Annotated in this window: 27 protein-coding genes; 15 read left to right on the top strand and 12 right to left on the bottom strand. The window is 70.3% G+C overall.

Annotated features, from left to right (window positions below; genetic code table 11):
• Positions 1 to 2: 2 nt before the first annotated feature.
• Complete coding sequence (locus tag ACFWNN_RS36730) at positions 3 to 734, bottom strand: ABC transporter ATP-binding protein (RefSeq protein WP_382444559.1); 732 nt, start codon at positions 732 to 734, stop codon at positions 3 to 5.
• Between the two features lie 235 nt (positions 735 to 969).
• Between ACFWNN_RS36730 and ACFWNN_RS36735 the strand changes: the two genes are divergently transcribed.
• The 4 genes from ACFWNN_RS36735 to menC are packed head-to-tail and all read left to right on the top strand — an operon-like array spanning position 970 to position 7,091.
• Entirely contained in the window at positions 970 to 4,164 is a 3,195-nt protein-coding gene (locus tag ACFWNN_RS36735; protein ID WP_382444560.1) for an LpqB family beta-propeller domain-containing protein, read from the top strand.
• 1 nt (position 4,165) lies between these two features.
• Positions 4,166 to 5,227, top strand: a complete 1,062-nt coding sequence (locus ACFWNN_RS36740; protein WP_382444561.1) for a M20 family metallopeptidase — start codon at positions 4,166 to 4,168, stop codon at positions 5,225 to 5,227.
• Complete coding sequence (locus tag ACFWNN_RS36745) at positions 5,224 to 5,994, top strand: GNAT family N-acetyltransferase (RefSeq protein WP_382444562.1); 771 nt, start codon at positions 5,224 to 5,226, stop codon at positions 5,992 to 5,994. The genes ACFWNN_RS36740 and ACFWNN_RS36745 overlap by 4 nt, the downstream gene beginning before the upstream one ends.
• The gene (menC, locus tag ACFWNN_RS36750) at positions 5,991 to 7,091 is read left to right on the top strand and encodes an o-succinylbenzoate synthase (RefSeq protein ID WP_382444563.1); all 1,101 of its coding nucleotides are present in this window, start codon (positions 5,991 to 5,993) and stop codon (positions 7,089 to 7,091) included. Before ACFWNN_RS36745 ends, menC begins: the two co-directional genes overlap by 4 nt.
• A 24-nt stretch (positions 7,092 to 7,115) precedes the next feature.
• Here the strand turns inward: menC and ACFWNN_RS36755 are convergent, their stop codons facing one another.
• The gene (locus tag ACFWNN_RS36755) at positions 7,116 to 7,802 is read right to left on the bottom strand and encodes an SDR family NAD(P)-dependent oxidoreductase (protein WP_382444564.1); all 687 of its coding nucleotides are present in this window, start codon (positions 7,800 to 7,802) and stop codon (positions 7,116 to 7,118) included.
• Positions 7,803 to 7,826: 24 nt separating this feature from the next.
• Positions 7,827 to 8,219, bottom strand: coding sequence for an ester cyclase (locus ACFWNN_RS36760; protein ID WP_382444565.1), 393 nt, complete (start codon positions 8,217 to 8,219; stop codon positions 7,827 to 7,829).
• A 109-nt stretch (positions 8,220 to 8,328) separates the two neighbouring features.
• On the opposite strand from ACFWNN_RS36760, the gene ACFWNN_RS36765 reads away from it, so the two are divergent.
• The gene (locus ACFWNN_RS36765) at positions 8,329 to 8,937 is read left to right on the top strand and encodes a TetR/AcrR family transcriptional regulator (protein ID WP_382444566.1); all 609 of its coding nucleotides are present in this window, start codon (positions 8,329 to 8,331) and stop codon (positions 8,935 to 8,937) included.
• A 24-nt stretch (positions 8,938 to 8,961) separates the two neighbouring features.
• Here the strand turns inward: ACFWNN_RS36765 and ACFWNN_RS36770 are convergent, their stop codons facing one another.
• The 3 genes from ACFWNN_RS36770 to ACFWNN_RS36780 form a co-directional block, all read right to left on the bottom strand.
• Complete coding sequence (locus ACFWNN_RS36770; protein WP_382444567.1) at positions 8,962 to 9,807, bottom strand: peptidoglycan-binding protein; 846 nt, start codon at positions 9,805 to 9,807, stop codon at positions 8,962 to 8,964.
• Positions 9,808 to 9,942: 135 nt separating this feature from the next.
• Positions 9,943 to 11,115: an FAD-dependent oxidoreductase gene (locus ACFWNN_RS36775; RefSeq protein ID WP_382444568.1), complete on the bottom strand. Its 1,173-nt coding sequence runs from the start codon at positions 11,113 to 11,115 to the stop codon at positions 9,943 to 9,945.
• 167 nt (positions 11,116 to 11,282) lie between these two features.
• On the bottom strand, positions 11,283 to 11,795 hold the full coding sequence (locus ACFWNN_RS36780) for a winged helix-turn-helix transcriptional regulator (RefSeq protein WP_382444569.1): 513 nt from the start codon (positions 11,793 to 11,795) through the stop codon (positions 11,283 to 11,285).
• Between the two features lie 89 nt (positions 11,796 to 11,884).
• On the opposite strand from ACFWNN_RS36780, the gene ACFWNN_RS36785 reads away from it, so the two are divergent.
• Positions 11,885 to 12,658, top strand: a complete 774-nt coding sequence (locus tag ACFWNN_RS36785; RefSeq protein ID WP_382444570.1) for an SGNH/GDSL hydrolase family protein — start codon at positions 11,885 to 11,887, stop codon at positions 12,656 to 12,658.
• A gap of 32 nt (positions 12,659 to 12,690) precedes the next feature.
• Here the strand turns inward: ACFWNN_RS36785 and ACFWNN_RS36790 are convergent, their stop codons facing one another.
• A complete protein-coding gene (locus ACFWNN_RS36790; RefSeq protein ID WP_382444585.1) occupies positions 12,691 to 13,638 on the bottom strand; it encodes a LysR family transcriptional regulator in 948 nt (315 codons plus the stop codon).
• A gap of 106 nt (positions 13,639 to 13,744) precedes the next feature.
• Here ACFWNN_RS36790 and ACFWNN_RS36795 point away from each other — a divergent pair, with 106 nt between their 5' ends.
• Together ACFWNN_RS36795 and ACFWNN_RS36800 are read left to right on the top strand one after the other, a co-directional pair.
• The gene (locus ACFWNN_RS36795; protein ID WP_382444571.1) at positions 13,745 to 14,590 is read left to right on the top strand and encodes an alpha/beta fold hydrolase; all 846 of its coding nucleotides are present in this window, start codon (positions 13,745 to 13,747) and stop codon (positions 14,588 to 14,590) included.
• Entirely contained in the window at positions 14,587 to 15,939 is a 1,353-nt protein-coding gene (locus ACFWNN_RS36800; RefSeq protein WP_382444572.1) for an MFS transporter, read from the top strand. Before ACFWNN_RS36795 ends, ACFWNN_RS36800 begins: the two co-directional genes overlap by 4 nt.
• On the opposite strand, the gene ACFWNN_RS36805 is transcribed toward ACFWNN_RS36800, so the two are convergent.
• Positions 15,840 to 16,424: a TetR/AcrR family transcriptional regulator C-terminal domain-containing protein gene (locus tag ACFWNN_RS36805; RefSeq protein WP_382444586.1), complete on the bottom strand. Its 585-nt coding sequence runs from the start codon at positions 16,422 to 16,424 to the stop codon at positions 15,840 to 15,842. The two genes, ACFWNN_RS36800 and ACFWNN_RS36805, sit on opposite strands and share 100 nt — an antisense overlap.
• A 77-nt stretch (positions 16,425 to 16,501) precedes the next feature.
• Between ACFWNN_RS36805 and ACFWNN_RS36810 the strand changes: the two genes are divergently transcribed.
• The gene (locus ACFWNN_RS36810) at positions 16,502 to 17,758 is read left to right on the top strand and encodes an FAD-dependent monooxygenase (RefSeq protein ID WP_382444573.1); all 1,257 of its coding nucleotides are present in this window, start codon (positions 16,502 to 16,504) and stop codon (positions 17,756 to 17,758) included.
• Between the two features lie 21 nt (positions 17,759 to 17,779).
• Here the strand turns inward: ACFWNN_RS36810 and ACFWNN_RS36815 are convergent, their stop codons facing one another.
• Complete coding sequence (locus tag ACFWNN_RS36815; protein WP_382444574.1) at positions 17,780 to 18,694, bottom strand: alpha/beta hydrolase; 915 nt, start codon at positions 18,692 to 18,694, stop codon at positions 17,780 to 17,782.
• A gap of 106 nt (positions 18,695 to 18,800) precedes the next feature.
• On the opposite strand from ACFWNN_RS36815, the gene ACFWNN_RS36820 reads away from it, so the two are divergent.
• Positions 18,801 to 19,208 carry a MarR family winged helix-turn-helix transcriptional regulator gene (locus tag ACFWNN_RS36820; protein ID WP_382444575.1) on the top strand — a complete coding sequence of 136 codons (408 nt, stop codon included), beginning with the start codon at positions 18,801 to 18,803 and terminating at the stop codon, positions 19,206 to 19,208.
• Between the two features lie 46 nt (positions 19,209 to 19,254).
• Here ACFWNN_RS36820 and ACFWNN_RS36825 read toward each other — a convergent pair whose 3' ends face one another.
• Complete coding sequence (locus tag ACFWNN_RS36825) at positions 19,255 to 19,866, bottom strand: TetR/AcrR family transcriptional regulator (RefSeq protein ID WP_382444576.1); 612 nt, start codon at positions 19,864 to 19,866, stop codon at positions 19,255 to 19,257.
• Positions 19,867 to 20,047: 181 nt separating this feature from the next.
• Here ACFWNN_RS36825 and ACFWNN_RS36830 point away from each other — a divergent pair, with 181 nt between their 5' ends.
• From ACFWNN_RS36830 to ACFWNN_RS36845, 4 genes are all read left to right on the top strand, one after another.
• Positions 20,048 to 20,641 (top strand): NADPH-dependent F420 reductase, encoded by a 594-nt coding sequence (locus tag ACFWNN_RS36830; protein WP_382444577.1) that lies wholly within the window; start codon positions 20,048 to 20,050, stop codon positions 20,639 to 20,641.
• 2 nt (positions 20,642 to 20,643) lie between these two features.
• The gene (locus ACFWNN_RS36835) at positions 20,644 to 21,639 is read left to right on the top strand and encodes an alcohol dehydrogenase catalytic domain-containing protein (RefSeq protein WP_382444578.1); all 996 of its coding nucleotides are present in this window, start codon (positions 20,644 to 20,646) and stop codon (positions 21,637 to 21,639) included.
• A 34-nt stretch (positions 21,640 to 21,673) separates the two neighbouring features.
• Positions 21,674 to 23,032 carry a nitroreductase/quinone reductase family protein gene (locus tag ACFWNN_RS36840; protein WP_382444579.1) on the top strand — a complete coding sequence of 453 codons (1,359 nt, stop codon included), beginning with the start codon at positions 21,674 to 21,676 and terminating at the stop codon, positions 23,030 to 23,032.
• Between the two features lie 293 nt (positions 23,033 to 23,325).
• The gene (locus tag ACFWNN_RS36845) at positions 23,326 to 23,562 is read left to right on the top strand and encodes a hypothetical protein (protein ID WP_382444580.1); all 237 of its coding nucleotides are present in this window, start codon (positions 23,326 to 23,328) and stop codon (positions 23,560 to 23,562) included.
• Here the strand turns inward: ACFWNN_RS36845 and ACFWNN_RS36850 are convergent.
• Positions 23,546 to 23,902 (bottom strand): bleomycin resistance protein, encoded by a 357-nt coding sequence (locus tag ACFWNN_RS36850; RefSeq protein ID WP_382444581.1) that lies wholly within the window; start codon positions 23,900 to 23,902, stop codon positions 23,546 to 23,548. The genes ACFWNN_RS36845 and ACFWNN_RS36850 overlap by 17 nt on opposite strands.
• Before the next feature lie 624 nt (positions 23,903 to 24,526).
• Here ACFWNN_RS36850 and mycP point away from each other — a divergent pair.
• Complete coding sequence (gene mycP, locus ACFWNN_RS36855) at positions 24,527 to 26,008, top strand: type VII secretion-associated serine protease mycosin (protein ID WP_382444582.1); 1,482 nt, start codon at positions 24,527 to 24,529, stop codon at positions 26,006 to 26,008.
• A 63-nt stretch (positions 26,009 to 26,071) separates the two neighbouring features.
• On the opposite strand, the gene ACFWNN_RS36860 is transcribed toward mycP, so the two are convergent.
• A complete protein-coding gene (locus ACFWNN_RS36860; protein WP_382444583.1) occupies positions 26,072 to 26,488 on the bottom strand; it encodes a DUF6892 domain-containing protein in 417 nt (138 codons plus the stop codon).
• Positions 26,489 to 26,830: the final 342 nt, after the last annotated feature.

Genomic DNA, 26,830 nt, shown 5'->3' on the forward strand with positions numbered 1-26,830 from the left:
GCTCACCACTCCCCGAGGTGCGTCATGCGCTCGGCGACCTTCTCCGGCGTCGGCGCCACGAGCTCGCCGGCCAGCCGTCCGTCGGCCAGGAACAACACGCTGTGCGCGGCCGACGCGGCCACCGGGTCGTGCGTCACCATCAGCACGGTCTGCCCCATCTCGTCCACGATGGACCGCAGCAGCCCCAGCACCTGCTGCGCGGTCCGGGAGTCGAGCGCGCCGGTCGGTTCGTCGGCCAGCACCACCTCGGGTCGCGCGACCAGCGCGCGGGCGATCGCCACGCGTTGCTGCTGACCGCCCGACAACTCGGCGGGCAGCCGGTCGAGCCGTCCGTCGAGGCCGACCCTGCGGACGATCTCGCCCAGCCAGCCGCGGTCCGCCGACCGTCCCGCCAGCCGTAGCGGCAGCGTGATGTTCTGCTCGACGGTCAGCGACGGCAGCAGGTTGTAGGCCTGGAACACGAACCCGATCCGGTCGCGGCGCACCTGCGTCAGCGCCGTCTCCTTCAGGCCGCCGAGGTCGGTGTCGCCGAGCAGCACGCGGCCCGACGTCGGCCGGTCCATGCCCGACGCGCAGTGCAGGAAGGTGCTCTTGCCCGAACCGGACGGTCCCATCACGGCGGTGAACGTGCCCTTCCGGACGCTCACGGTGATCCCGTCCAGCGCGGTGACGGCTCCGCCGCCCGAGCCGTACACCTTCCGCACCGCCTGCAGCGACAGCGCGTCTGCCCTCATCACGTTCTCCTTGGCTCGCAACGACTTCTGGCCAAGAACCTAATTTCGCGGGCACCCGGGACACGATCACGCAGGCTGCCGGGACCGAGGTAGAGCCTGCTCCACCTCGTCGGCGCGGACAGATCTTGGAGGCCTGGTTCGTCGGCCACGACGAACCAAGAGGCCGACACCGGACCTAGCGTTCCTGGCAGGGTGAGAAGGACCGGACTGGTGGAGTAGGGGGATCACGGACACCATGACGAAGATCGAGGACCTGTACGGCCACGCACTGCCGGAACAGCCCGCCATCTCACCCGACGGCACCGAGGTCGTCTACGTCCTGCGCACCACGAACCGCGAGGACGACCGCGACGAACGCGCTCTTTGGCGGCTGAAGGACGGCAAGCCGAAGCAGCTGACCAGGGGCACCGCCGACACCTCGCCGGCGTGGTCGGCGGACGGCAGGCTCGCGTTCCTGCGCGCCCAGGACGGCCCGGCCCAGGTGTGGCTGCTCGACGGCGAACCCGAGCGGCTCACCGACCTGCCGCTCGGCGCGGGCGCTCCGCTGTGGAGCCCGGACGGCACGAAGATCGTCTTCGCGGCGCCGGTCGACCTCGCGGACGCCGGGGCGCCGATCGTCACGTCCCGGCTCGACCTCAAGGCCGACGGGGCGGGCTACCTGCGCGGGGTGCGCTCCCACCTGCACGTCCTCGACGTGGAGACGCGCGAGGTCCGTCAGCTGACCTCCGGCGACTGGAACGCGGCGACGCCCACCTGGTCCCCGGACGGCACGAAGATCGCGTTCACGGCACCCGCAGACGAGAACGCGGACCTCTCCTACCGGTGGCCCGTCCACGTGGTCGACGCCGACGGCACGGAGCCGCGGCTCGTCGGGCTGGCCGAGGGGTACGCCGAGTCCGTGACGTGGACCGGCGGCGGCCTGCTCGTCGTCGGACGCGAGACCGTCGAGGCCGGTCACCTCCACCTGCTGCGCCTGACGCTCGACGGAGAGGTCACGAACCTCTCGGCGCCGCTGGACCGCAACGTCCTGCCCGGCGCACCCGCCTACCCCGGCGGACGGCCGGCACAGGTCGGCGGCACCACGTACTTCTGCGCCCGCGACCGCGGCTGCTCCCAGCTCTACGCCGTGGACGACGACGGCCTGCGCCTGGTCCTGGGCGGCGGGGACCGGGTCGTGTCGGGGTTGTCGGTCGCCGGGAACACGGCCGCGACCGTGCTGAGCACGCCCACCTCGTACGGCGAGGTCGCCACGATCGACCTGAGCACCGGCGAGGTCACCGTCCACACCGGACACAACAGCCCGGAGCTCTTCGTCCGCGAGGAACGCGAGTTCACGATCTCGGACGGCACCATCGTGCACAGCTGGATCGTCCGCGACCCCGCCCGCAGCGGCCCGCTGCCGTTGCTGCTCGACATCCACGGCGGCCCGCACAACGCGTGGAACGGCGCGGCCGACTCGGTCCGCCACTACCAGCAGGCGCTCGTGCGCGAGGGCTGGGCGGTGCTGATGGTCAACCCGCGGGCCAGCGACGGCTACGGCGAGGCGTTCTACCGGGCGACGGTCGGCGAGTGGGGCAAGTCCGACGCGAAGGACTTCCTCGAACCGATCGACCAGCTCGTCGCCGAGGGGCTGGCCGACCCGGCGAAGCTCGCCGTCACCGGCTACAGCTACGGCGGCTACATGACGTGCTACCTGACCAGCCGGGACACCAGATTCGCCGCGGCCGTGGCCGGAGGAGTCGTCAGCGACCTGACCAGCATGGCCGGGACGTCCGACGGCGGTCATTACCTGACCGAGGTCGAATTCGGCGGCACGGAACGGTTCGCGGACCAGTCGCCGCTCACGCGCGTGGACGACGTGCGCACGCCCACGCTGATCTACCACGGCGTGGACGACGCCCGCTGTCCCGTCGGCCAGGCCGAGCAGTGGTTCACCGCCTTGCGCCGCAACGGCGTTCCCACGAAGCTCGCGCTCTACCCGGGCGAGTCGCACCTGTTCGTCCTGAGCGGCAAGCCATCGCACCGCGAGGACTTCAACCGGCGCGTGGTCGACTGGGTGCGCGAGCACGTCGAGAAGCGCAAGCCGCTCGACGCGAAGCACTGGCAGCGCAGGCTTTCCGCTCTCGCGAAGAAGCACGACGTGCCTGGCGCGGTGCTCGGCATCGACCGCGGCGGCGAGATCGCCCAGGCCTGCCACGGCGTGCTGAACCGCACGATCGGGGTCGAGGTCACGAACGACGCGGTGTTCCAGATCGGGTCGATGACCAAGGTGTACGCGGCCACGGTGGTGATGCAGCTCGTCGACGAGGGTCTGCTGGACCTCGACGCGCCGGTCAAGGACGTGCTGCCCGAGCTCAGGCTCGCCGAACCCGTGACCATGCGGCACCTGCTCACGCACACCAGCGGCATCGACGGCGACAACTTCACCGACACCGGCCGCGGCGACGACTGCCTGGAGCGCTACGCCGACGTGCTCGGCGACGCGGCCCAGAACCACCCGCTGGGCGTCACGTTCTCCTACTGCAACGCGGGTTTCGCGCTGGCGGGCCGGGTGATCGAGAAGCTCACCGGCAAGACCTGGGACGAGGCGATCCGGGAGCGGCTCTTCACTCCTCTCGGTGTGACGCACACCGGCACGTTGCCCGAGGAGGCGGTGCTGCACCGCGCCGCCAACAGCCACGTGACGCACGAGGGCAAACAGGAGGTGGCGAAGGTCTGGATGCCGTTGCCCAGGGCCATGGGCCCGGCCGGCACGATCTTCGCCTCCACCGGTGACGTGCTCACGTTCGCGCGGATGCACCTCGACGGCGGCCTGGCCCACGACGGCACGCGGGTCCTGTCGGAGAAGTCGGCGGCAGTGATGACGTCGGAGCAGGTGACGTTGCCCGACAGCGGTGGGCTCGCGGACTCGTGGGGGCTCGGCTGGATCCGGTTCGGCTGGGACGGCGACCGGCTGATCGGCCACGACGGCAACACGGTCGGCCAGTCCGCGTACCTGCTCATCGCACCCGAGCACGACCTCGCGGTCACCCTGCTGACCAATGTGGACACTTCGCGCGAGCTGTACGTCGAGCTGTTCCGGGAGATCTTCGCCGACCTGGCCGGCATCGCCGTTCCCCAGGCGCGCAAGCCCGCGGCCGAACCGCCCTCGGTCGACCTGGCGAAGCACGTCGGCCGGTACGAACGGGCCTCGCTGCGCTTCGACATCACGCTGGGAGACAACGGGCTCCAGCTGGACACGACGCCCACCGGCACGTTCGCCGACGTCGTCCCGAAGCCGGAGATCGTCGACCTGGTCCCGTTCTCCGACACCGTCTTCCTCTACCGGTGGCCGCAGGACAAGGCCTGGAACGCCGTCGTCTTCTACTCGCTGCCCGGCGGCGAGCCGTACCTCTACTCGGGTTTCCGCTCCACACCGAAGGTGTCCTGACATGGACCTGCTGACCGACATCGAGCGGCTCGTGTCCTGCGAGTCGCCGTCCCACGACCTGGCCGCCGTAGCCCGCAGCGCGGAGGTCACGGCTGCGGTCGGCGCCGCGCTGCTGGGTGCCGAGCCCGAACGGATCGTGCTCGACGGCCGCACGCACCTGCGCTGGAGGCTGGGTTCGGGGCCGCGCAAGGTGTTGCTGCTCGGCCACCACGACACGGTGTGGCCGATCGGCACGCTGGCGCGCATCCCGTTCGGCGTCGTGGACGGCGTGCTGCGCGGCCCCGGCTGCTTCGACATGAAGACGGGCCTCGCGATGATCTTCCACGCCGTCGCGGCGGCCGGGTGTCCCGACGGCACGACGATCCTCGTCACCGGCGACGAGGAGATCGGCTCACCGTCGTCGCGCGAGCTGATCGAGACGGAAGCCGTTGTGCACCAGGCCGTCCTGGTCACCGAGGGCTCGGCGGACGGCGCCCTGAAGACCGAGCGCAAGGGCACGTCGATGTACGAGGTCACGCTGCACGGCCGCGCCGCGCACGCCGGCCTGGAACCCGAACGCGGCGTCAACGCCACCGTCGAAGCCGCGCACCAGATCCTCGCCGTCGCCCGGCTGGCCGACCCGGCGCTGGGCACCACCGTCGTGCCCACCGTGCTGTCGTCCGGTACGACCACCAACACCGTTCCGGCGCAGGGCAGGTTCATGATCGACGTGCGCGTGCGGACCCTCGCCGAGCAGCAGCGGGTCGACGACGACATGAGGGCGTTGCGGCCGGTCCTCGACGGCTCCGAGGTCGAGGTGACGGGCGGCCCGAACCGGCCGCCGATGGAGCCGTCCGCGTCCACCGACTTGTTCGCACGGGCGGAACGGCTCCTGCCCGGCATCACCCAGGCGGCGGTCGGCGGCGCGTCGGACGGCAACTTCACCGCGGGGCTGGGCATCGCGACGCTCGACGGCCTGGGCGCGGTCGGCGGCGGCGCCCACGCCGAGAACGAACACGTGCTGGTGTCGGAGATCGGCCCGCGCACCGACCTGCTGGCCGCACTCGTGAAGGAGCTGACATGACCTTGGTGGCGCAGGGCGTGGTGGTCCGGCAGCTCACCGCACACGCGGATCTCCTCGCCACCCAACGACTCTTCGAGTCGATCTGGCAGGGCGACACTCCCCCGGTCACCGCCGAGCTGCTGCGCGCGATGACCAAGGCGGGCAACTACGTGGCGGGCGCGTTCGACGGCGACGTGCTGGTCGGCGCGTGCGCGGGCTTCTGCTCGCCGCCCGCCGCACGCTCGTTGCACAGCCACATCGCCGGTGTGGCCGCGGAAACGCGCGGCCGCGCCGTGGGCCTGGCCCTGAAACTCGACCAACGCCAGTGGGCGCTGGACCGCGGCCTGACCGAGATCACCTGGACGTTCGACCCGCTGGTCCGCCGCAACGCCCACTTCAACCTGGCCAAGCTGGCCGCCGACGCGACCGAGTACCTGCCGGACTTCTACGGCGACATGCACGACGGCATCAACGCGGGCGTCGAGTCCGACCGCCTGCTGGTCAGCTGGCGCATCACCGACCCGGTGGTGCCACGAGCCGTCACCGCTCGCGGTGCGGTGGCCCTGGACATCAGCGACGGCCTGCCGGTGCGAGGAAGTGCTTCCGGCACAACGGTTCTGGTCGCCGTGCCGCCCGACATCGAAACGCTGCGGACCACGAACCCGGCCGCGGCGCGCGAGTGGCGGCACGCCGTGCGGGAGGTGCTGGGCGGCCTGCTGGCCGAGGGCGCCCGCGTCACCGGGTTCGACAAGGCCGGCTGGTACGTACTGGAGAGGAGCACGCAGTGAAGCTGTCCGGGGTGGAGATCCGCTGGGTCGAGATGCCGCTGAGGTCGCCGTTCCGCACCTCGTTCGGCACGCAGACCGTGCGCCAGCTACTACTGCTGCGCGCCGTCACGGACGAGGGCGAGGGCTGGGGCGAGTGCGTCACGATGGCCGACCCGGTGTACTCGTCGGAGTACCTGGAAGGCAGCGCCGACGTGCTGCGCCGCTTCCTGGTCCCGGCACTCACCGGCCCGATCGACGGCATCGCGGTGGCCCCCAGGCTGCACAGGTTCCGCGGCCACCGGATGGCCAAGGCAGCGCTGGAGATGGCCGTCCTGGACGCCGAACTGCGCGCACGCGGCGTGTCGTTCGGCCGTGAGCTGGGCGCGGTCCGCGACCGAGTCCCGTGCGGAGTGTCCGTCGGCATCATGAACTCGATCCCCGAACTGCTCGACGCCGTCGACGGCTACCTCGCCGAGGGCTACCAGCGGATCAAGCTGAAGATCGAACCGGGCTGGGACGTGGAGCCGGTCCGCGCCGTCCGCGAGCGGTTCGGCGACATCCTGCTGCAGGTGGACGCCAACACCGCCTACACCCTCGGCGACGCCCGCCACCTCGCCCGCCTCGACCCGTTCGACCTGCTCCTCATCGAACAACCGCTGGACGAGGAGGAATTGCTGGCCCACGCCGAACTCGCGAAGGTGGTGCGCACCCCGATCTGCCTGGACGAGTCGATCACCTCGGCGTCCTCGGCGGCCGACGCGATCAAGCTCGGCGCGTGCCAGATCGTCAACATCAAGCCGGGCCGGGTGGGCGGCTACCTGGAGGCGCGCCGCATCCACGACGTCTGCGCGGCCCACAACATCCCGGTGTGGTGCGGCGGCATGCTCGAGACGGGCATCGGCCGGGCGGCGAACGTGGCGCTGGCGGCGTTGCCCGGCTGCACCCTGCCCGGCGACACCTCGGCGTCCGACCGCTACTACCAACTCGACGTCACCGAGCCGTTCGTGCTGGCGGACGGCCACCTGACCGTGCCGACCGGCCCGGGCCTGGGCGTGACGCCGCTGCCGGACGCGCTCGACTCGGTCACGGTCAAGACGGAGTGGGTCCCCGTGGCGTGAACACCCGGCGTGATCCCACCCCCATCACCAAGGCAGAACGCCGTTCTCGTCCTGCAACGTCCCCGTCGGGCCGTCAGCACCGATGGTCGCGAGGCGCACGACGACCTCGGCGCTGTCCGACACCGGCCGCCCGATCCCGAACGCCGCGGTCATGTCCGTGGCCGTCGTGCCGGGTTCGAGCGCGTTGAACCTGATGCCCGGATGAGCCTTGGCGTACTGAACGGTGAGCATGGTCGCCGCCGACTTGGACGCCGCGTAGAGCGCGAGAGGCATCGCGTACTCCGGTCGCTCGGGATCGGTGACGACGCCGAACGACCCCATGCTGCTCGACACGGTGACCACGACGGGGTTGGCCGACTCGCGCAGCAGCGGAAGCGCGGCCTCGGTCACGCGGACGATCCCGACCGCGTTGACGTCGAACGCCCGCAAGGCCGCCGGGCCGTCGAGTGCCTCGTTGGCCAGGACGCCGGCGTTGTTCACCAGGACGTCGAGCCGCCCCTCCTCCGCCGCGATCGCCTCCAGTGCCCTGCTGACCGAGGCGTCGTCGGTGACGTCGAGCTGCACGAAGCGCGCGCCGAGGTCGGCCGCGGCCTTCTCGCCTCGTTCGGCGTCCCGCGCACCGATGTAGACGGTGTGGCCCAACGCGAGGAGCTGCCTTGCGGTCTCGAACCCGATGCCCTTGTTGGCCCCGGTGACAAGCGTGATGGTCATGGTTCTCCCTGAGGGTGTGGCGAGTCAGAGGGTGAGCTGGCGGCGCAGCTCGACGGCGTCGCGCAGGGCCGTCATGTGCACGAACAGTCCGTCCTGGACCTCGTAGACGGCGTACTCGGTGATCTCGAACGACGACCCTGAAGGCGCGACGCCGAGCCACTCCTTGGCCGGAGTGCCCGTGTTGACCAGGCGTGCGGCCAGCCGGTCGCCGTCGAAGAGCAGCTCCTGGAGCTCCCAGTGCAGGTCCGGCACCGCGTCCACGTCCGCCTTCTGCACCGCGAGCAGGTCGTCGCGAGTCGCCGGCTCGCCGTTCAACGTCGTGCGCTCGGCGATGAACTCGTCCATCCGCTCGAACCGGTGAGCGTTGAGCTCGTCGAGGTAGCGCAGGTAGAAGCCGCGCAACTCGGTGTGGGACATCAGGTTCCTCTTCTCGTGCGCGACTCGGCCCAGTTTTGGAGCGATCGATGCAGAACTCGACCGTAGCACGTTCTGCATCGATCGATCCAAAAAGAGGTAGCCTGGCCGCGTGGACAAGACACGACGCCGGGCGACGGGACGGCCGCGGGCGTTCGACGCGGACGAGGCGCTCGGCCGTGCCCTGCTGGTCTTCTGGGAACGCGGCTACGAGGGCGCGAGCCTGGCCAACCTGACCGAGGCGATGGGGATCTCCACGGCCAGCATGTACGCGACCTTCGGCAACAAGGAACAGCTGTTCCGCCAAGCCCTCCAGCGCTACGACGAGGGCCCCAGCGCGTACGTCGTGGCGGCCCTGGCTGCGCCCACCGCGCTCGACGTCGCCACCGCGCTGCTGACCGGTTCCGTCCGGACGACGACCTGCCCGGACCAGCCGCACGGGTGCCTCGGCGTGCAGGCGGCCCTGGCCACCGGCGACGCGGGCCGGGAGATCCGCGAGCTCCTCGCGGACTGGCGCAACAACGGCCACACCCGCATCCGCGAACGGTTCCAGCGCGCCGTCGACGAAGGCGATCTCCCCCCGGACGCGGACCCCGGCCTGCTCGCTCGCTACGTCCACACCCTGCAGGCCGGCATCGCCGTGCAGGCGGCCGGTGGTGTCAGCGGCGACGAGCTCCAGGAACTCGCCGACGCCGCACTGCGCCACTGGCCGGTCGCCTGACCGGCACCGGGCCCGGGATCCTGGTCAGCGTGCGCGCTGGTACTCCTCCCACGTCCGGATCGGGACGCGGGGCCCGTCGTCGGGACGGTGATTGGCGAGACCGTTGAGGCCGAGGTAGTAGTCACCGACCTGGTTCTGGGCCTGGGTGGCCTGGTCGGTGTCGTTGATCGCCACGGCGTGGATGTGCCACGGCCAGTCGCCCTGGGACGGGCTGCGAACCCAGGCGGCGAAACCGACCTGGCGCAACGCACGGGCGGCAGCGGTGCGGACGTCGGCGGACATGCCGTCGACCTTGATGTCCACGACGCCGCCGCCGTCGTGAGTACCGGCTGAGGTCGGGTCGCCGCCGGGGTTGTACGACCCCTGCGACAGCACGAGGCGACGCCCCAGCAGACGTTCGGCCTCGGCGAGCATCGCCTGGGTGCGGGTGTCGACGACGTACCCGTCCCGCTGCACCTTCGGGCCCGGTTTGAGCACGTGGGAGACGGTGAACCGGTTCTGCCCCAGCGCGGCCAGCGAACTCGCGCCGGGCAACCCGTTCGCGGCCAGCCCGGTGTAGCCGAGCGAACGCTGGTAGGCCGCGTACGCCGTGACGGTCGTGGTGCCGAAGTAGCCGTCGACCCAGCGGGCGTCCAGCAGGTCGCGCGCCTGGAGCGCCCGCTCGACGGCCAGCACGGACTCCTTGGCACCCGGTGTCAGCGTGTCGTCCGCGCGCCGGGGATCGATCTGCGCGGCGAGGACGGCGGCCTCCATGTTGACGACGGGCAGCGGCGCGGCCGAAGCCTGCGTCGCGCTCGACGTCAGGCAGCCGAGGACGGCGAAGGTCGCCAGCGCCGTGGCGGCGCTCTGGGTCTTCCACTTCGTGTTCATGCGGTCTTTTCCGTTTCGGTCAAAAGCTCGTCCTGGTTCAGGGACAGCGCGAACGCCGTGCCCGTGGACAAGGCTCGGGCACGGCGCTGACAAAGCTCTGACACGAACCCTTCCGGCAGGCCCTGACCGACAGGTTCAGCCTCGCAGAGGCTTCTGGCCCATCCGCTGTTCTCCGATCCGCGCGGCTTCCCTGACGACGGAGAACCCGTAGCCGGCCAGCTCCTCCCGCTCGTAGTCCGCCAGCGCCAGGGAAAGGTCGATCCGTCCGTCCACAACGGACTGAAGGGCGCGGCCGAGCAGGGCGGCGTCGCGCATCGCGATGTTCGCCCCGCGACCGAGTGTCGGTGTCATGGCGTGGATCGCGTCGCCGAGCAGAGTGACGTTCGCCGGGGCGTCCAGCCCGGCCGGCACACTGGTGCACATCCGCACCGAGAAGAAAGAGCCGGGGTCCGCGCGGCTGACGAGTTCGGCGGCACGGCCGGGCCAAGCGCGGAGGACATCGGTCGCCGCCCCGCGGAGTGCGTGCGCGCCGAGGTCGCGCACGCCGTCGAAGTGTTCGTGACGGCCGCCGACAACACACACGACGTAGTCCTCCTGATCACGCAGGGAGATTCCGGGCGCGTGCCGACGAGCGGCCTCGCCGGGTGCCACCGGGAACCGCACGGAGCCGAGCCCCAGGAAGACCTTCCGCTCGTCCGAGGCGATGGTGAAGATGTCCGTGAGCGTCTCGGCGGGCGTCAACGGCTCCGCGACCGGGACCGCCACGCGTCCGTAGATCGCGGTGATCCCGGCATCCACGGTGTCGCACTGCGGTGCGTGCTGATCGCGCACGACCGAGCGAATGCCGTCCGCTCCGACCAGCACATCACCTCGCGCCGTCGACCCGTCGGCGAAATGGGCGGTCACACCGGTTTCATCGCTCTCGTAGCACGTGAGGCCCCAGCCGAACCGCACCACGTCGTCCATTCCCGCGAGCAGGATCTGCCGCAGCGTCGCCCTGTCGACGTTCCGGTGTTCGCCGCTCTCCGGCAGGCGTTTGACGACGGAGAGGTCGGTGCCGAGGATCGTGGTGAACGGTTCGGTGCGTTGTGCCGTCGCCTCGAACACGGCGCGGAGCTCGGCCGTCAGCACTGCGCGGAGGGCGTCGAGCCCGTCGGAGTCGAGGTGCAGGCGATAGCCCTGGGGCCGGTCCCACGGACTCGCGTCGCGTTCGAAGACGGCGACGTCGATGCCGCGCCCGCGGAGCGCGTGGGCGAGGGTGAGGCCGCCGAGACCGGCGCCGATGATGAGAACCTTCAAGTCGGACACGTCCTTTGATCGATGGTCGACAAAGGACGCACTGGTGACCTGGTCACAGGTACTTGCACGAACGCTCACGCGTCACCCGGACTACCTACCGGGCAGTGACTTTCGCACGTCGCGGCCGACCCTAGGCGCAGTCCCCGCGATCCGGCAAGCCGATGCGCCCGCGAGGATCACCGCGCGCAGGCACCGGGCCCGGGGGCCGCCTGGATGTCGCCGAGGCTGTCCACGGCGTGGTCGTGCGCGCAGCGGATCTCGGTTCGGATCGACGCGCCGCAGCCGTGGTGGGTGAGCACGACGGTGGGTCCGCCGGGAGCGGGAAGCCAGCGATCGGCCCAGTTCAGCAGGCTGATGATCGCGGCGGCCAGGTCCCGTCCCTTGTCGGTGAGGCGGTACTCGTGGCGGCCGCGGGAGCCGGTGTCGTGGTAGGCGACCTTGGTCAGGATGCCCTGGTCGGTCAGGTCGCGCAGGCGTGCGGACAGCACTCCCGGGGTCAGGCCCGTGTGGCGGCGGAAGTCGTCGAAGCGCCGGATGCCGTAGAACGCCTCACGCACGACCTGCCCCGCGCTGCGCGGCACGAGCGTGTCGAGCGCCCGTTGCACGGAGTCCGGTTCCAGCAGCCACGCGTCGCGGTTCCACGGCGGGTCCGCGGCCTCGGTCGGGTCGTGCGCGCGGTGCTGCTGCATGCGCGCACTGTGTCACATGCACCGGCACCTGGCGTCCGCGAGCGCCGCTGTCGTGCAGCGCTCCGGAGAGTTCCGCTACCTTGCTGAGTATGGTTAACGGTACTCAGCCCGTGCGGCGGTTCGTGGCGCTCGGCGACAGCCTCACCGAGGGGGTCGGCGACCCCCGGCTCGACGGCACGCTGCGCGGCTGGGCCGACGTCCTGGCCGGCGAGCTCGACCACGCGTGGCCCGGGCTGCGCTACGACAACCTCGCCGTCCGCGGATGGCACGCCCAGCACGTCCTGGAGCACCAGCTCGAGCAGGCACTGCGGCTCAAACCCGACCTGGCGAGCGTCATGGTCGGCGCCAACGACGCGTTCGACCGTCACGGCTTCGACGGCGCCGCGGTGGGCCGCGTGCTGCGGCAGACGGTGGCGGCCCTGTCCGGCGCCGGCGCGCGGATCGTCATGGCGACCCTGCCGGACATCACCCGCCGCTGGCCCGGACCCGCACGCCTGCACCAGGCGACCCGCTCACGGTTCCAGCTCGTCAACGACCACGTGCGCACGATCGCGGCCGAGCACGACGCGTTCATGCACGACCTGTGGCACGACGAACGCACCCACGCGCCGCGGATGTGGTCCATCGACCGCGTCCACCCCGGCACGCACGGACACGCGGGCATCGCCCACAGCCTCGCCGAACTCGTCCTCGGCCAGGCCCGTTCTCCCTGGACCCCGGCCGGACCGGCGGTGACCGCGGCACAACGACTGGCCGAGATCCGCTCGCTCTACACCATCATGCGCACCGACCGCGGCCGGCCACTGCCCGCCCAACTCCCCCGCGGGCCGTGGAACCTCGCCCAGACCGGCACACCACGCTGAAGTTCCGTTCCAGCAGGCTGCCGCCTTCCCCCTCACCAGCCGGCGTGCCGCGCGAGGATCTCGTCCAGGCGAGAGCCGACGTCCTGACAGTTCGCGCGGACGACGTCGAGAAACGCGGCCAGCACCGGGGAGGTGTCGTCCGCCCGGAACGACAGTTGCAGATCCGGTAGGCGAAAACGCGGCGTGACGTCGCAGAACCAGACGTCCTTGCGGGTGATCAGCCGCATGCGTGCCGGTCCGAGGCCGACTCCGACGTCGCACGAGGCGAGGCCGACGATCGTGTGCACATCCCGTGACGTCGTGGCCGATGCCAGCGCCCCGGCGTCGGAGGCGAACATGCCGCGCAGATGAGCGGCCACCGCCGGCTCCTGGTCAGGAGCGGAGATGATCAGCTGTTCGGCGGCCAGTTGCTCGAAGGTGACTTCGTCCCGCCCTGCGAAGGGGTGGCAGGCGGCCACGACGGCGACGAGGTGATCGACCCCGATCGGCACCGTGACGAGACGTTCCGCTCCAGCGCCGCGCGGGTTGCCGCGGCCGACGGCGACGTCCAGCTCCCCGGCGACGAGTGCGGCCGCTGCCTCCGGACTGCTCATCTCGCGCAGGTCGAGCCGTACCTCCGGTCGGCTCTTGCGGAAACGACCCAGCACGCCGGGCAGCGGGTCGAGCAGGGCCGAGCCGATGAAGCCCATCCGCAGCAGCCCGGTTTCGCCGCGTCCGGCCCGGCCGGCGTCGACCGAGGCCGCGGTGATCTCGTCCAGTGCCCGCCGGGCCCGCTCCAGGAAGGCCGTGCCGGCCGCGGTCGGGAAAACCCCTCGTGGCGTGCGGTCGAACAGGCGCTGCCCGACCTCGCGCTCGACCGCGGCGATCTGCGCGGACAGAGGCGGTTGTGCGATGCCCAGGGACGCGGCCGCACGGCCGAAGTGCTGATGTTCGGCCAAGGCGATGGCGTACCGGAGGTGACGGGCTTCCACTCCGCGCATCATACGTAGAAGATATCGCGGCACCCCTGTTCAGATATGAAACTGGATGACGGCCTCGTGAGCGGATGAGCTGGGACCTGTCCCGCAGTCGCTCCGAGAGGTAGTCATGAACGAGCCCACCGTCATCGTGTTCGTGCACGGCGCTTGGCATTCGTCCCTGCACTGGACCGCGACCCTGCGCGCGCTCGCGGCGCGAGGGCTGTCCGGCGTCGCTCTCGACCTTCCCGGCCACGGTGCGTCGGCACCGCTGCCCTCCGGCTATCTGGAACTCGGGCAACCAGGTCTGGCCGCGGAACCGTCGGCGCTCGCCGGGCTCACCACCGACGCGCTCGTCGACGCCCTGGTCGCCGACCTCGCCCAGATCCGCCGCCGGTTCGACCGAGTGCTGCTCGTCGCGCACAGCGCGGGTGGTGGTCCCGCATCGGCCGCGGTGGAACAGCGTCCGGAACTGGTCGACCACCTCGTCTACCTGTCCGCTTTCGTGCCCGCCGGCCGGCCCCGCTTCGGCGACTACGTCACCGACCCGTGCAACGCCGGCGCCGTGCAGGTGCCCCGCACCGGCGACCCCGAGGCCATCGGCGCGTTCCGGATCAACCCGCTCTCCTCCGACCCCGCCGAGATCGAGATGATCCGGCGGGCGTTCCTCGACGACTGGCCCGCCGACCTCCACGGCTGGCGGCTCACCCTGCACCCCGACGAGCCTCTGGCGTCGCTGACCGGCGAGTTCACGGTCACCCCCGGCCGGTGGGGACGGGTCGCCCGCAGCTACGTCCGGCTGACCGGCGACCTCGCGCTCCCTCCGTCCACTCAGGACCTGATGATCGCCGAAGCCGACCGCACGACCCCGGACAACCCGTTCACGGTGCACTCCCTGCCCGGCGGGCACTCGCCGTTCCTGACCCGGCCCGACGAGCTCGCCGAGCTGCTCGCCCGGATCGCGAAGCAGCGATGAGACCGGCTGCACTGGCCGTGCTGCTGTCGGGCACGTTCGTTCAGCTGATGAGCGTCACCGTCATGCAGCTGGCGGTCCCGCGGATCCGCCACGACCTCGCCGCCGGGCCGGGCGCGGCTCAGCTCGCGCTCGCCGGGTACACGCTGACCTACGCCTGCACGCTGATCACCGCCGCCCGGCTCGGCGACCGATACGGCTACCGGCGCCTGTTCGTCCTCGGCACCGGCGTGTTCACCCTCGGCTCGCTGGCCGCGACCCTCGCACCTGGCGTCGAGGCGCTCGTGCTCGCCAGACTGGTCCAGGGCATCGGCAGCGGGGTGGTGGCGCCGCAGATCCTGTCGCTGATCCAGACCGCGGTAGCTCCCGGCCACCGAGCGCGGGTGCTCGGCCGCTACGGCGCCACGATGGCCATCGCGTCGCTCGCCGGACCGTTGTGCTGTGGCGTCCTGCTGCACTTCGACCCGTTCGGGCTCGGCTGGCGCATGGCGCTGGGTCTGCCCGTACCGGTCGGAATCGTCGCGCTGGCGCTGTTCCGGTTCCTTCCGGACGAACGTGGAGCAGGAGCAAGCCGGGTGGATCCGGTCGGGTCCGCGTTGTCGTTGGCGGGCCTGGCCTTGCTGGTGCTGCCGCTGACCCTCGGCCAGGAGGCGGGCTGGGCGGCGTGGACGTGGTGCAGCCTGGCAGTCGCTTCGGGGCTGCTCGCTGCCTTCGCCCTCTCGCAGAAACGGGTGCGCGACCCGTTGGTGCATCCAGACGCGCTGTCCGCGGCCACGACGCGGTGGGGAATCGGAGCGGTGCTGCTGTTCAACGCGGGAATACCGTCGTTCAGCCTGCTGCTGTCCCTGCACCTGCAAGGCGCACTGCACCTCGATCCGCTCGTCACGGCGGCGACCGTCGCGCCGTACGCGATCGGAGGCCTGGTGGGAAGCGGGCTCGCCGAAGCAGCGGCACGCCGATTCGGGGCAGGAGCCCTGGCTGCCGCGTCCGGGAGCCTCGCCGTGATCGCGCTGCTGGTCGTTCCCGCACTCGCAGCCCCGGCACCGGCCCTGTGGTCCGTGCTCGCCGCGGGTGGCTTCGCCTTCGGCCTCTTCACCGCGTCCGCGTTCTCCCTGGTCCTGCGTCAGGTGCCGGCGCACGCGACGAGTTCGGTGTCGGGCTTGTTGCCGACGGCGCAACAGCTGGGCGGCACGTTCGGCGTAGCTCTGGCGGGAATGGTCTACGCCGCGGGGGCAATGGGTGCCGCGATGGTCTACGAGGCCGTCGTGTTCGTGCTCGCGGCCGCCGCCACGACGCGCTGCTCCAGGCCGCCCAGGATGAGGGCGAGACCCGCCTCGAACGCCTGCTCGTGACTGAACTCCGGGACGTCGGCCGGCATCTCCCCGGCGACGCCGGGGTCGGCCTGCTCCTCCAGGACGCTGCCGACCGTGAACCGGCCGGCGGCCAGCATCGCGAACCCCGCGTCGTGCGCGGGCACCCCGGCGGCGACCAGGAACTCCATCTTGCGGCGGATCCGGTCGAGGTCACCGGCGGGGGTGGTGCCCGCGTGCAGCCGGGCGCCGTCCCTGCGCGCCAGCAGCGTGCGCCGGAAGCTGCGGGTGTTCTCCAGGAACCACTCGTGCCAGTCCTCGCCCGGCTCCGGCAGCGCCTGCGCCGCGTGGGGCTCCATCGCGGCCGCCGCCATCGCCGCCAGGAGGTCGTTCTTGGTGCGGAAGTGCCAGTAGAGCGACGGCTGCTCGACGCCCAGCCGCTTCGCCAGCCGCCGCGTGCTGACGGCGTCGAGCCCGACCTCGTCGAGCAGGTTCAGCGCCTCGGCGACGACGGTCTCGCGGTTCATCTTGGTCACGTTGACAACCTATCGCTGATAGAGGACTCTCGGAAAGGAACCATTCACTGATAGATTTTGGAGCCGCCATGTCTTCGGGAGCACGTCCCCTGCGGATCCTCGTCGCCGGAGGTGGCATCGCCGGGCCGGCGGCGGCCTTCTGGCTCACCCGCGGCGGGCACCAGGTGACCGTCGTCGAGCGCTTCCCGGCGCTGCGGGCCACCGGCGCCCAGGTCGATCTGCGCGGTCAGGGCATCGAGGCCGTCCGCCGGATGGGGCTGCTCGACGTCGTCCGCGACGCGCTGGTGGACGAGCCCGGCGTCGCCTTCGTCGACACCCGCGGCCGGCGGCGGGCGACGATCATGGCCAACACGTCCGGCCGGGGCAGGCAGACCCTGACGTCGGAGTACGAGGTCATGCGCGGCGACCTGGTGCGCATCCTCCACGACGCCACGAAGGACGACACCGAGTACGTCTTCGGCAGGAGCGTGGACGGGTTCGACCAGGACGAGCACTCCGTCCACGCGCGCTTCTCCGACGGCTCGACCGGTGAGTACGACCTGCTGATCGGCGCGGACGGCCAGGGGTCGCGCCTCCGTCAGGCGCTGCTGCCCGCGGGCACCGACCCGTTGCACAGCCTCGGCATCCACATGGCGTACTGGTTCGTCCCGCGCATCGCGTCCGACGGCGACATCCGGGACACCTGCATGGTGCCGGGCGGCCGCCAGATCATGCGCCGCAGCCACAACCCGACCGAGACGCAGGTGTACTTCGTGCTGCGGGAGGAGTCCGCGGAGGCCTCCGCGATCCACCGCGCACCCGTGGAGCAGCAACAGGCGTTCTGGGCCGATCGGTTCCGCGACGCGGGCTGGCAGACCGAGCGCTTCGTCGCCGGAATGGCGGACAGCCCGTTCTTCTACTCGCAGGAGATCGTCCAGATCCGTTCGGACACCTGGTCGTCGGGCCGCGTGGCGCTGCTGGGCGACGCCGCGCACTGCGCCTCGCCCTACAGCGGCATGGGCGTCTCCGGCGGCCTGGTCGGCGCGCACGTGCTGGCGGGCGAGATCCACCGCCACCCCGGCGACCTGCCGGCCGCGCTGGCGAGCTACGACAGGACGCTGCGGCCCTTCGTGGACGAGATCCAGGCCGAGGTCAACCCACGCCTGCTGCGGGTGGCCATGCCGGTGTCGCGGCTCGCGATCAGCGCGTTCCAGACGGCCGGCGCGCTCGCGTGCGCCCTGCGCCTCCCCGAGCTGGCCGCCCGCTTCGCGAAGGAGGACCGGGGCGGCGGCTGGACGCTGCCGGCGGACCCGGCACTGGCCGGCACCGGAGCACCACGGCCGTGACCTGGTGACGCCACAAGAGGGTCACAGGTACTCGGCGTAGAAGGAGGCCAGCCTGTCCACGGCGGCATCCACGTACTCGGGCACGTCGTACATCTCGTAGTGACCCGCACCTTCGACGACCAGCAGATCAACCGGGTTCGGCGCCAGTTTCCAGAGCTGCATGCCGGCTTCGTAGCTGCCGGTGTTGCCGATGCGCCCCGCCAGGACGACCTGCAGCGGCTGGGTCATGAGCTCGTCGACCAGGTGGAACGCGTCGTAGCCCAGCAGGAGCGAGTCGCCGCGGGAGAGGCGCCGGTTGGTGGAGTGCTCGTTCCTGCCCCTCTCGGTGCGGTAGAAGGTGATCGCGTCGGTGGTGTCGACATCCGTCAAACCAGCGGCGGCCGCGTCCTCCAAGGTGTCCGGCAGCCAGTTCTGACGCGTCATCACTCCGGCACGGTTCTCCTGCACGCGCGCGATGGCCATGGCGTCGAGCGCGGCCACCGGGCCGTCCGGCTGGAAACTCCTGAACGAGTTACCCATGTTGCCGGGGACCACGGTGCCGACCGCCTTGATGCGGTGATCCGTCCGGGCGGTGTGCACGGCGTACCCGCCTCCCGCGCAGATGCCGAGAACTCCGATGCGGTGAGGATCGATCCCAGCGGTCGTGTTCAGCGCGTCGATCGCGTACGAGATGTCCTCGCCGCGTCGGTACGGATCTTCGAGATCTCGCGGTTCACCACCGCTCTGCCCCTGATGAGCAGGGTCGAACACGAGCGCCGCGAGACCCTTGGCGGCGAGGCGCGAGGCGTAGTTCGCGCCGATCTGCTCCTTCACGCTGCTCCCGGGCGTGGAGAGCACCACCGCGGGCAACGGTCCCGCGTCCTCGAACCCGACGGGCAGATGAAGGTCGGCGGAGAGCTCGACAGGTCCCCGCGGAATCGTGATGTGCCGGATCACCGATGCGCACCTTCCCCTGTGGTTGTTCAGGACGAAACAAGTACAATAGCGATCTAGTACAACTATGAACTAGTACCGAACGGTACCACTTGAGGGGAGGTCCCGCATGCCGGTCGACGCCGCCCAGCTCTGGACGCTGAACCACCGCCTGCTGACCGTCGTGCTGGACGCCTGCAGCGCCGAGCTGAGCGCACTGGGGGTCGATCCAAAGGAGTTCTTCGTGCTCGCCGAGGTGCCGGCGTCGCCGTACCCGGCCGAGCTCGCCGCGAAGCTGGTGATCCCCAAGGCGACCATGACGGTCTACGTGCGCAATCTCGTGGCGAAGGGGTTCGTGCGACGCGAGATCGATGATGCCGACCTGCGCCGCCACCGCCTGGCCCTGACCGCGGCCGGCGAGGCCGCTCGCACCAGCGCACTCACCGCGCTGGCAACGGAGTTCGACCGCAGGCTGAAGAAGATCAGCCCTCACGATCGCACCGAGCTGCACCGCATCCTGCTGGAGATACTCGCCTGAGTCCTCAGCGTCCCCGCGATCGCCCCGACCTCGGCGACGCAGGCCCCTATGACTTCTTGAGGCGCTTGCGGTTGACCGCGAGGACCTCGTCGGACAGGGCCGGGTCCGCGTCGGCGACCGCGCGGGACACCATCAGCGCGCCGACCATCTGACTGAAGAGCGTCACGGCGCGTTCCCGGGCTTCGGCGGGCGTGAGGTCGACGCCCGACTGACGGGCCCGTTCGAGCAGCATCTCGGTGATGGCACCGAAGTAGCCGTCGAGGCCGCGCTTGTACTCGGCCTGCGCCTCGGCGCCGTGACGGCCGACGTCGGAGACGAGCGCGGCCGAGGCGCAGCCCATCTCCGGGTGGTCGCGGTGCTGGGCGTTGACGTAGCCGTCGACCATGTCGTGCAGGGCGGCGCGAGCCGAACGCGGGTGCGCCGCGCGGATGGCCTCCAGCGCGGCCAGCGAGTCGGTGAATCCCTCGTGCAGAACGGCGAGCGCGAGGTCGTCCTTCGACGCGAAGTGGTTGTAGAAGCCGCCGTGCGTCATGCCCGCGGACTTCATCAACTCCTCGATGCCGATGCCGTCGATGCCGCGCAGCCGGAAGCCCTCGCCGGCCGCGCCGACGATCTTCTCGCGGTTGAGCCGCTTCTGCTCCTGTGTGATGCGGGGCACGTGGACCACCTCCCTGAGACGCGTGACACCTGGTGCGACCAGGGCCGACGCCATCCACTTGCGATGTTACGCATCATCAAAACGCCTGTCCACGCGCGACTCCCGCTTGACAGCCCAACGATGTCGAGCATCATCATTGTTATTGATGTCGGACGTCATCAATAAGCGAAGGGAGTCCGCCGTGAGGTTCGGAACCATCGGCGCGGGGACGATCGCGCAGGCCGTCGCTCACCACCTCGTCACCGCTGGCCACGAGGTGACGCTCAGCAACAGCCGCGGCCCGGACACGATTCTCGACGTCGTGACCCGGCTCGGGCCGCTCGCCCGCGCCGCCACGGCCGAGGAGGCGGCCACCGCCGACATGGTGTTCCTCACCGTGCCGTGGCCGCGGGTCGGCGACGCCCTGGCCGGTCTGTCCTCCTGGGACGGACGGGTTCTGGTCGACACCACCAACTCCGGGTTCGCGCCGCCCGCGGTGGAGGACCTCGGCGTGGAGACGTCGAGCGAGTTCGTCGCGGCACGGGCGCCGGGCGCTCGGGTGGTCAAGGCCTTCAACACCCTCTACGCCCAGTACGTCGCCGCCGATCCCCGGCACGCGGAAGGCAGGCAGCTGCTGTTCTACGCCGGCGACGACGACCGGGCCAAGGCCGACTTCCACGCGGTCTTCGACGACATCGGGTTCGCCCCGGTCGACGCCGGATCACTGCGTGACGGCGGCCGGCTCATGCAGGTGGGCAGCGTGCTCTCCGCACTGCACGCCGTGAAGCTGGACTGATCGTGAAGGCTCTCACCTACCAGAAGGCGCACCCGCTCGACGCGTTCGCCATCGAGCGGACCGACGTGGCCGACCCGCAGCCGCGCGACAGAGATCTGCTGGTCCAGGTCGCCGCGATCGGCATCAACCCTGGCGAGACGCTCATCCGCAGGATGCGCGGCGCCGCGCCCGGCGGACGGGTCGTCCTCGGCTGGGAGTTCGCCGGGGTGGTCACGGCCATCGGCTCCGCCACCAGCGGGTTCGCCGTCGGTGACCGGGTCATGGGCACCGGTGACATCACCCGCGACGGCTGCTGGGCGGAACAGGTCGCGGTGGACCACCGCGTCGTGGCGAAGATCCCGGACGAGCTCACCTTCACCGACGCCGCCTCCCTGCCCGTCGGCACCCTCACCGCGTGGGAGGCGCTGTTCCGCGACCAGGACACCCTGCTGGCGGGAGTGCGCCGCGTGCTCGTCATCGGTGCGGCGGGCGCGGTCGGGTCGATGGCCACCCAACTGCTGAAGACGACGTCCGCGTTCGTGATCGGCACGGCGTCCCGGCCCGAGACAGCGCGCTGGGTCACGACGATGGGCGCCGACCTGGTCGTCGACCACCACGGCGACCTTCCCGGCCGGCTGCGCGCCGCCGGTGTCGGAACCGTCGACATGGTGCTGTCCACCGCGGGGACTCGCGACCGCCTGAACGCCATCACGGAGGTGCTCCGGCCGTTCGGCCATCTCTCCGCCGTCGATCTCGCCCACCCCCTCGACCCCGCCCCGCTCGCGGGCAAATCTCTTTCCCTGCACACGGAATTGGTGTTCAGCAAGATCACCGCCGGCGGCGACGCCGCCAGTCAGGGACAGATCCTCGCCCGCACCGCACGGGACGCCGCCGCGGGCCGCCTGCGCCCGATCGTGACGACAACGCTCCACGGCCTGACAGCCGAAACGATGAAGACCGCCCACGTCCTCGCCGAAAGCGGCCGGACGACCGGCAAGACCGTGATCTCCCTCGGCTGATCCGCACCGAAACCAACGAAGAGGACCGCTGTTCATGGGAAAGCTTCTCGTCACAGGCGCAACCGGCCACCTGGGACGCCTGACTCTGCAAGGCCTGCTCGACCGGGTACCGGCGAACCGCCTGGCCGGACTCGCCCGTGACCCGTCCCGCGCCACCGATCTGGCCGACCGGGGCGTGGACATCCGCCAGGGCGACTACTTCGACCACCACTCCCTCGTCGAGGCGTTCGCCGACGTGGACCGGCTCCTGCTCGTGTCCACGCACGCCTTCACCGACCGCGAAACCCAGCACGCCAACGTGATCGCGGCAGCGAAGCAGGCCGGCGTCCGGCACGTGATCTACACAGCCGTACAACGCCGCGACGACTCCGATGCCCGTCAGATCGGCGTCACCGACAGCGACATCTTCACCGAGAACACCCTGAAGGCGTCCGGCCTGACCTACACGATCCTCCGCCAGCCGTTGTTCGCGGAGCATCTCGGCGCCCACATCGGCACCGACGCCTACGAGAACGGCGTCCGCGTCCCCGAGGGCGACGGCACGGTGGCACCCGCGACCCGGCACGACCTCGCCGCCGCGAACGTCGCCGTGCTCACCCAGGACGGCCACGAGAACACCGCCTACACCCTCAGCGGCGGCGAAGCGGCCTCGTTCCGCGACATCGCGGACGCGCTGACCGAGATCCACGGCTCCGAAGTTCCCTACCTGCCCATCACGGCCGAAGAAAAGACCAACGACCACCTCGCGCAAGGCCTCCCCCGCGAGGCCGCGGAGTTCATGACCTCCTGGGTCACGGAGATCGCCGGCGGCTCGTTCGGTGCGAACACCGACGATCTCCACCGGCTGATCGGCCGCCGGCCCACGAGCTACCGGGAGTTCCTCGCCCAGAACTACCCGCGGCTGACCCCCGAACAGCCGGAACCTCCTGTCACCACAAGGGATCTGCTGGACGGCGAGTACGTTCCCAGCCCCGACCGGACGACCCGCGACCAGGTCGAACTCTACGAACGCACCGACGGCCGCGAAGGCGCGACGATGATGGGCGGCCCGGTGGTCATCGTGACCATGCGAGGCGCACGCTCCGGCAAGCTCCGAAAAGTAGCCCTGATGCGCATCGAACGCGACGGCGTCTACGCCATCGGCGCCTCCGCCGGCGGGCAGGCGCGCAACCCGAGCTGGTTCCACAACCTGATCGCGAACCCGACCGTCCAACTGCAGGACGGCCCGGACCGCACCCTCATGACAGCCAGGGTGGCGGAGGGCGCGGAACGGGAGAGCTGGCTCGCCCACGCCGACGAGCTCTACCCGTTCTTCGCGGACATGCGCGCCCGTGCCGCCGACGACCGCGAGATACCCCTGGTCCTTCTCGAACCCACCGAGCACCCAGCTTGAGCTCGGTCAGTCGTCCACGGCGGTACTCCGCATGTGACCTGACGTGGCTCAAGATTGCTGATCTTGGGTAGGGTGCTGGCTGTTGAGCTGCGGTTTCGTCGTGTGAACAGCGAAAATCTGCGCACTGGGCGGCCGGTTCCAGGGGCTGCCCATCGCTTCCCGGTTACGGCTTCAGCGACAAGCCGGCCGCGCCGGGGTTGGCGGATCGAGCGGATATCCGACGCGTGGTGCGAGCTGATGGCCCGGCTCGGCTACCGGCGGTTCGGCGCCCAGGGCCTCCGGCAGGTCAACGAATGGATCGCCGGGTCGACCGGCGCGCCGGTGACGTACCCACCGGCCGTCCGGTCTTCCCCAAGGAGCTGCAGCGCCCGTCTCGGCGGTGGGCGGAGCGCCGGTTCCCGAACATCCGGTACTGGAACGAGCCCGGCAAGGGCGGCCACTTCGCGGCGTTCGAGCAGCCGGCGTTGTTCGTCGACGAGGTCCGGTCATTCTTTCCGGCTGGTCCGCTGATGGTCACCCGGACTCGGTAAGCGGCTGGCTAAAGATCAACAAGTGCCCATCAGGTGTCCGTACGTTGAAGTCGCGCATCCCGTAGGGCCGGTCAGCCAGTGGCTCGACGATGTCGGCGCCGCGGGCGCGCAGCTCGTCGTGGCAGGAATCGACGTCGTCGACAATAATCGTCACCCTGGCCGGGCCGACGCTGCTTTCGGCATACAGGTGGAACTCGGCGGTGTCGCGGATCACGGCCGCGTAGCTGGGTGGGGTCTCCCAGGTGAATATGGTGTCGAATCCGAGCACGTCCGTGAAGTACGACCGCGCTGCCTGCACATCTCGGCACGGCAGCACGGGAATCGCCACCCGCATGACCATTCCGTCACCTTACTCGACTTTGGCTCAAGATCGCTGATCTTGGATGGGTTGCTGGCTGTTGAGCTGCGGTTCGTCGTGTGAACGGCGAAAATCTGCGCACTGAGCGGCCGGTTCCAGGCTGTCTCTCGTGGCGTATGTGTGCACGGTGAAGACGGCGTCGGGGCGGTGCAGATCGTGCACTCCTCGCGTCGCGGGTCGCAGGACATCGAGCACATCGGCTCGGCGCATGACGAACATCCAGGCCAGCGAGCACACCCTCACCGCCGTCGACCCGCTACCTGACGACCTCCGCGATGCCCTCACCCGCATCCACGACCGCGGTGCGCACTAACTTGAACCAAGTCAGGTCCCTTGGTCCTTTCTCGAACCCACCGAGCACCGAGCCTGAACTCGAACAGTTGTCCACGGCAGTACTCCGTATGTGAGACAACGAGTTCACGTATCAACGCACTGCGCATCCCTTGCTGCGTAACACATCCGCACTGACGTGCGAGCCTCAGAACTGACTACCTGAAGCGGGTTTCAGCTTGGGGCGCCCCGATTTTTGCGCCTCCAGGCCTTTCCGTGGTGCACTTGGGTCATCGCCGATCGGGGGGTCGGTGGGTGAGGACCGGGGGGTCACAGGTGAAGATCGTTACCGCGGGGTTCCGCCGTGCCGTGACGACGGCGATCACCGCGTCGTTGCTGCTGACGGGATCGGTTCCAGCGGCTTCCGCACCACCACCGTCCTCCGCGGTCCAGCCGAACTCGGTGCCGCCGGCCCTACCGCCCGGCACCCAGCCGCCGCGGGACACGGGCGGCCCGGACGTGCCGTACACACCCACCGGCAAGGGCTGCGTCGAGTCCGGCACCAAGAACGAACTGATCGAGTACATGCCGTGGGGCCAGGTCCACCTGAACCTCCAGCAGGCACACCGGTTCGCGACGGGCAAGGGCGTCAAGATCGCGATCATCGACACGGGCGTCGACCCGCGCAACCCTCGCTTCGGCGACCGGGTCGTGCCCAGCGGTGAGTACGTCAGCGGGAACAGGAACGGCGCGGACGACTGCGACGGCCACGGCACCGAGGTCGCCGGCGTCGCCGCCGCGGCCAGGACCGAGGGCGACTTCGTAGGCGCCGCACCGGAGGCGACGATCCTTGCGATCCGCCAGACCAGCGACCGCTTCGAGTTCCAGGGTGACGCCACCAGAGTCAAGCGGACGTCCGCCGGCAAGGTCTCGACCCTGGCACAGGCCGTCGTGCGCGCCGCGGACCAGGGCGCCGGGGTCGTCAACATCTCCCTGACGAACTGCGGCACCCCCAAGGACTTCAGCGCGGACGACCGGGCACTGCAGGCCGCGATCCGGTACGCGGTCGACGTCAAGAACACCGTGATCGTGACGGCGGCCGGCAACCTGGACAGCAAAGCCGGCTGTCCACTGCAGAACAACAACCTGGACCCGGCGACCGTCAACTCGGTCTCGTCGCCCGCGTGGTTCGCCGACGACGTGCTGTCGGTGGCGTCGATGGCGCGCTCCGGCGAGGTGTCGGGCTTCAGCGTCTGGGGCCCGTGGGTCAGCATCGCCGCACCCGGCGAGGAGATCATCTCCGTCGACCCCAAAGGCACCGGCCTGACCAACGTGAACGTGAAGGCCGACGGCGTCGGAAAGATCCAGGGAACCAGTTTCGCCGCCCCGTACGTCGCGGGCATCACCGCGCTGGTGCGTGAGCGGTTCCCAGACCTCAAGGCGCGCCAGGTGATGGACCGGCTCAAGGCCACCGCGCTGCACCCCGGCAACACCACCGGCAGGGACCACCGGATCGGCTTCGGCATGGTGAACCCGGTGGCCGCCCTGACCGCCGTGCTGCCCGCCGAGTCCACGGGTTTCTCCAGTCCACCGACCAGGGACCTAGTCACGACCGTCACCGCACCACCGGACCGCGACTGGCCGCCGATCATCGTGGCCCTGAGCGGCATCAGCATCGGTTTCGGGCTGCTGATGCTGACGTTGCTCGTCCTCAACTCGATCAACCGAGGACGTCGCGCCGAACTCGGAGCACAAGTCGCCCCTCGCCGAACCTCAGCCACCCCGAAGACCCGCGGGGTGCCACCTTCGCCGATGTGAGTTCGAGCGGGGCGGCCCGTCCTGTGCGGGTGCGTCCCGGCGAAATGGCTCGGCAGCGGCAGGTCAGAGCCAGTCCGCTTTGATCCCGCGGGCGCGCAGCGTCTCCAGCGCCTCCTCATCGCCCGTGTAGAGGAGAGTCATCGACTTCAGGTTGGGAAAGTGCCGCACGTCGGCGAACTCGTGCACGTCGAACAGCCCGTCCTCGCCGTCCCAGCCCGGCGCGATCTCGAGATAGATCTCGTTGCCGCCGTCCATGTAGATCTCGGTGATCTTCTCCGCGAGCTCGACCGGGACCTCGAGCGCCGCGAAGTAGGCAAGTGCCTCCGGTACCGCCTCGAAACTGTTGTCGTCGTAGGTGAAGCCCTGCTCGGCCGCGTACTCGCGCAGGTCAAACCGCGGCAAGAGCCCTTGGTCGTACATCAGCTCCTGGACAACGGCGAGCTTGAACTTGGCGTCGACGAAGGGAATCGGCTGGCTCATGCCCGAACCGTATAGGCCGCGAGAACCCTCCGCCGTCGGACCACGCCCGTTACGTCATCAGCAACGCGAGTCAGGCCACCGCAGATCTCCGCGAAACGCGGGCAGGCCTGCGCACGGCCGATGGTCCCGTTGAGAGCTACCTCCGGCTCCCCGCTGATGCCCGCCTCGTCGCGGGCATCAGCTCTGGCGACCGGTCTTCCTCACCACGCCTCGACCGCCGAACCGTCACGGTCTTCCCACCCTCTGCGAGTTGGTGCGGCGACGACAAGTGCACATGTCGAAAGGTGCTTTGCGGTCGGGAGAGCCATGCGGGAGACGTGGCTGTGGGTCGTGGCGCTCGAG

This window comes from Lentzea sp. NPDC058450 (genome assembly GCF_042721395.1).
Lineage (GTDB): Bacteria > Actinomycetota > Actinomycetes > Mycobacteriales > Pseudonocardiaceae > Lentzea.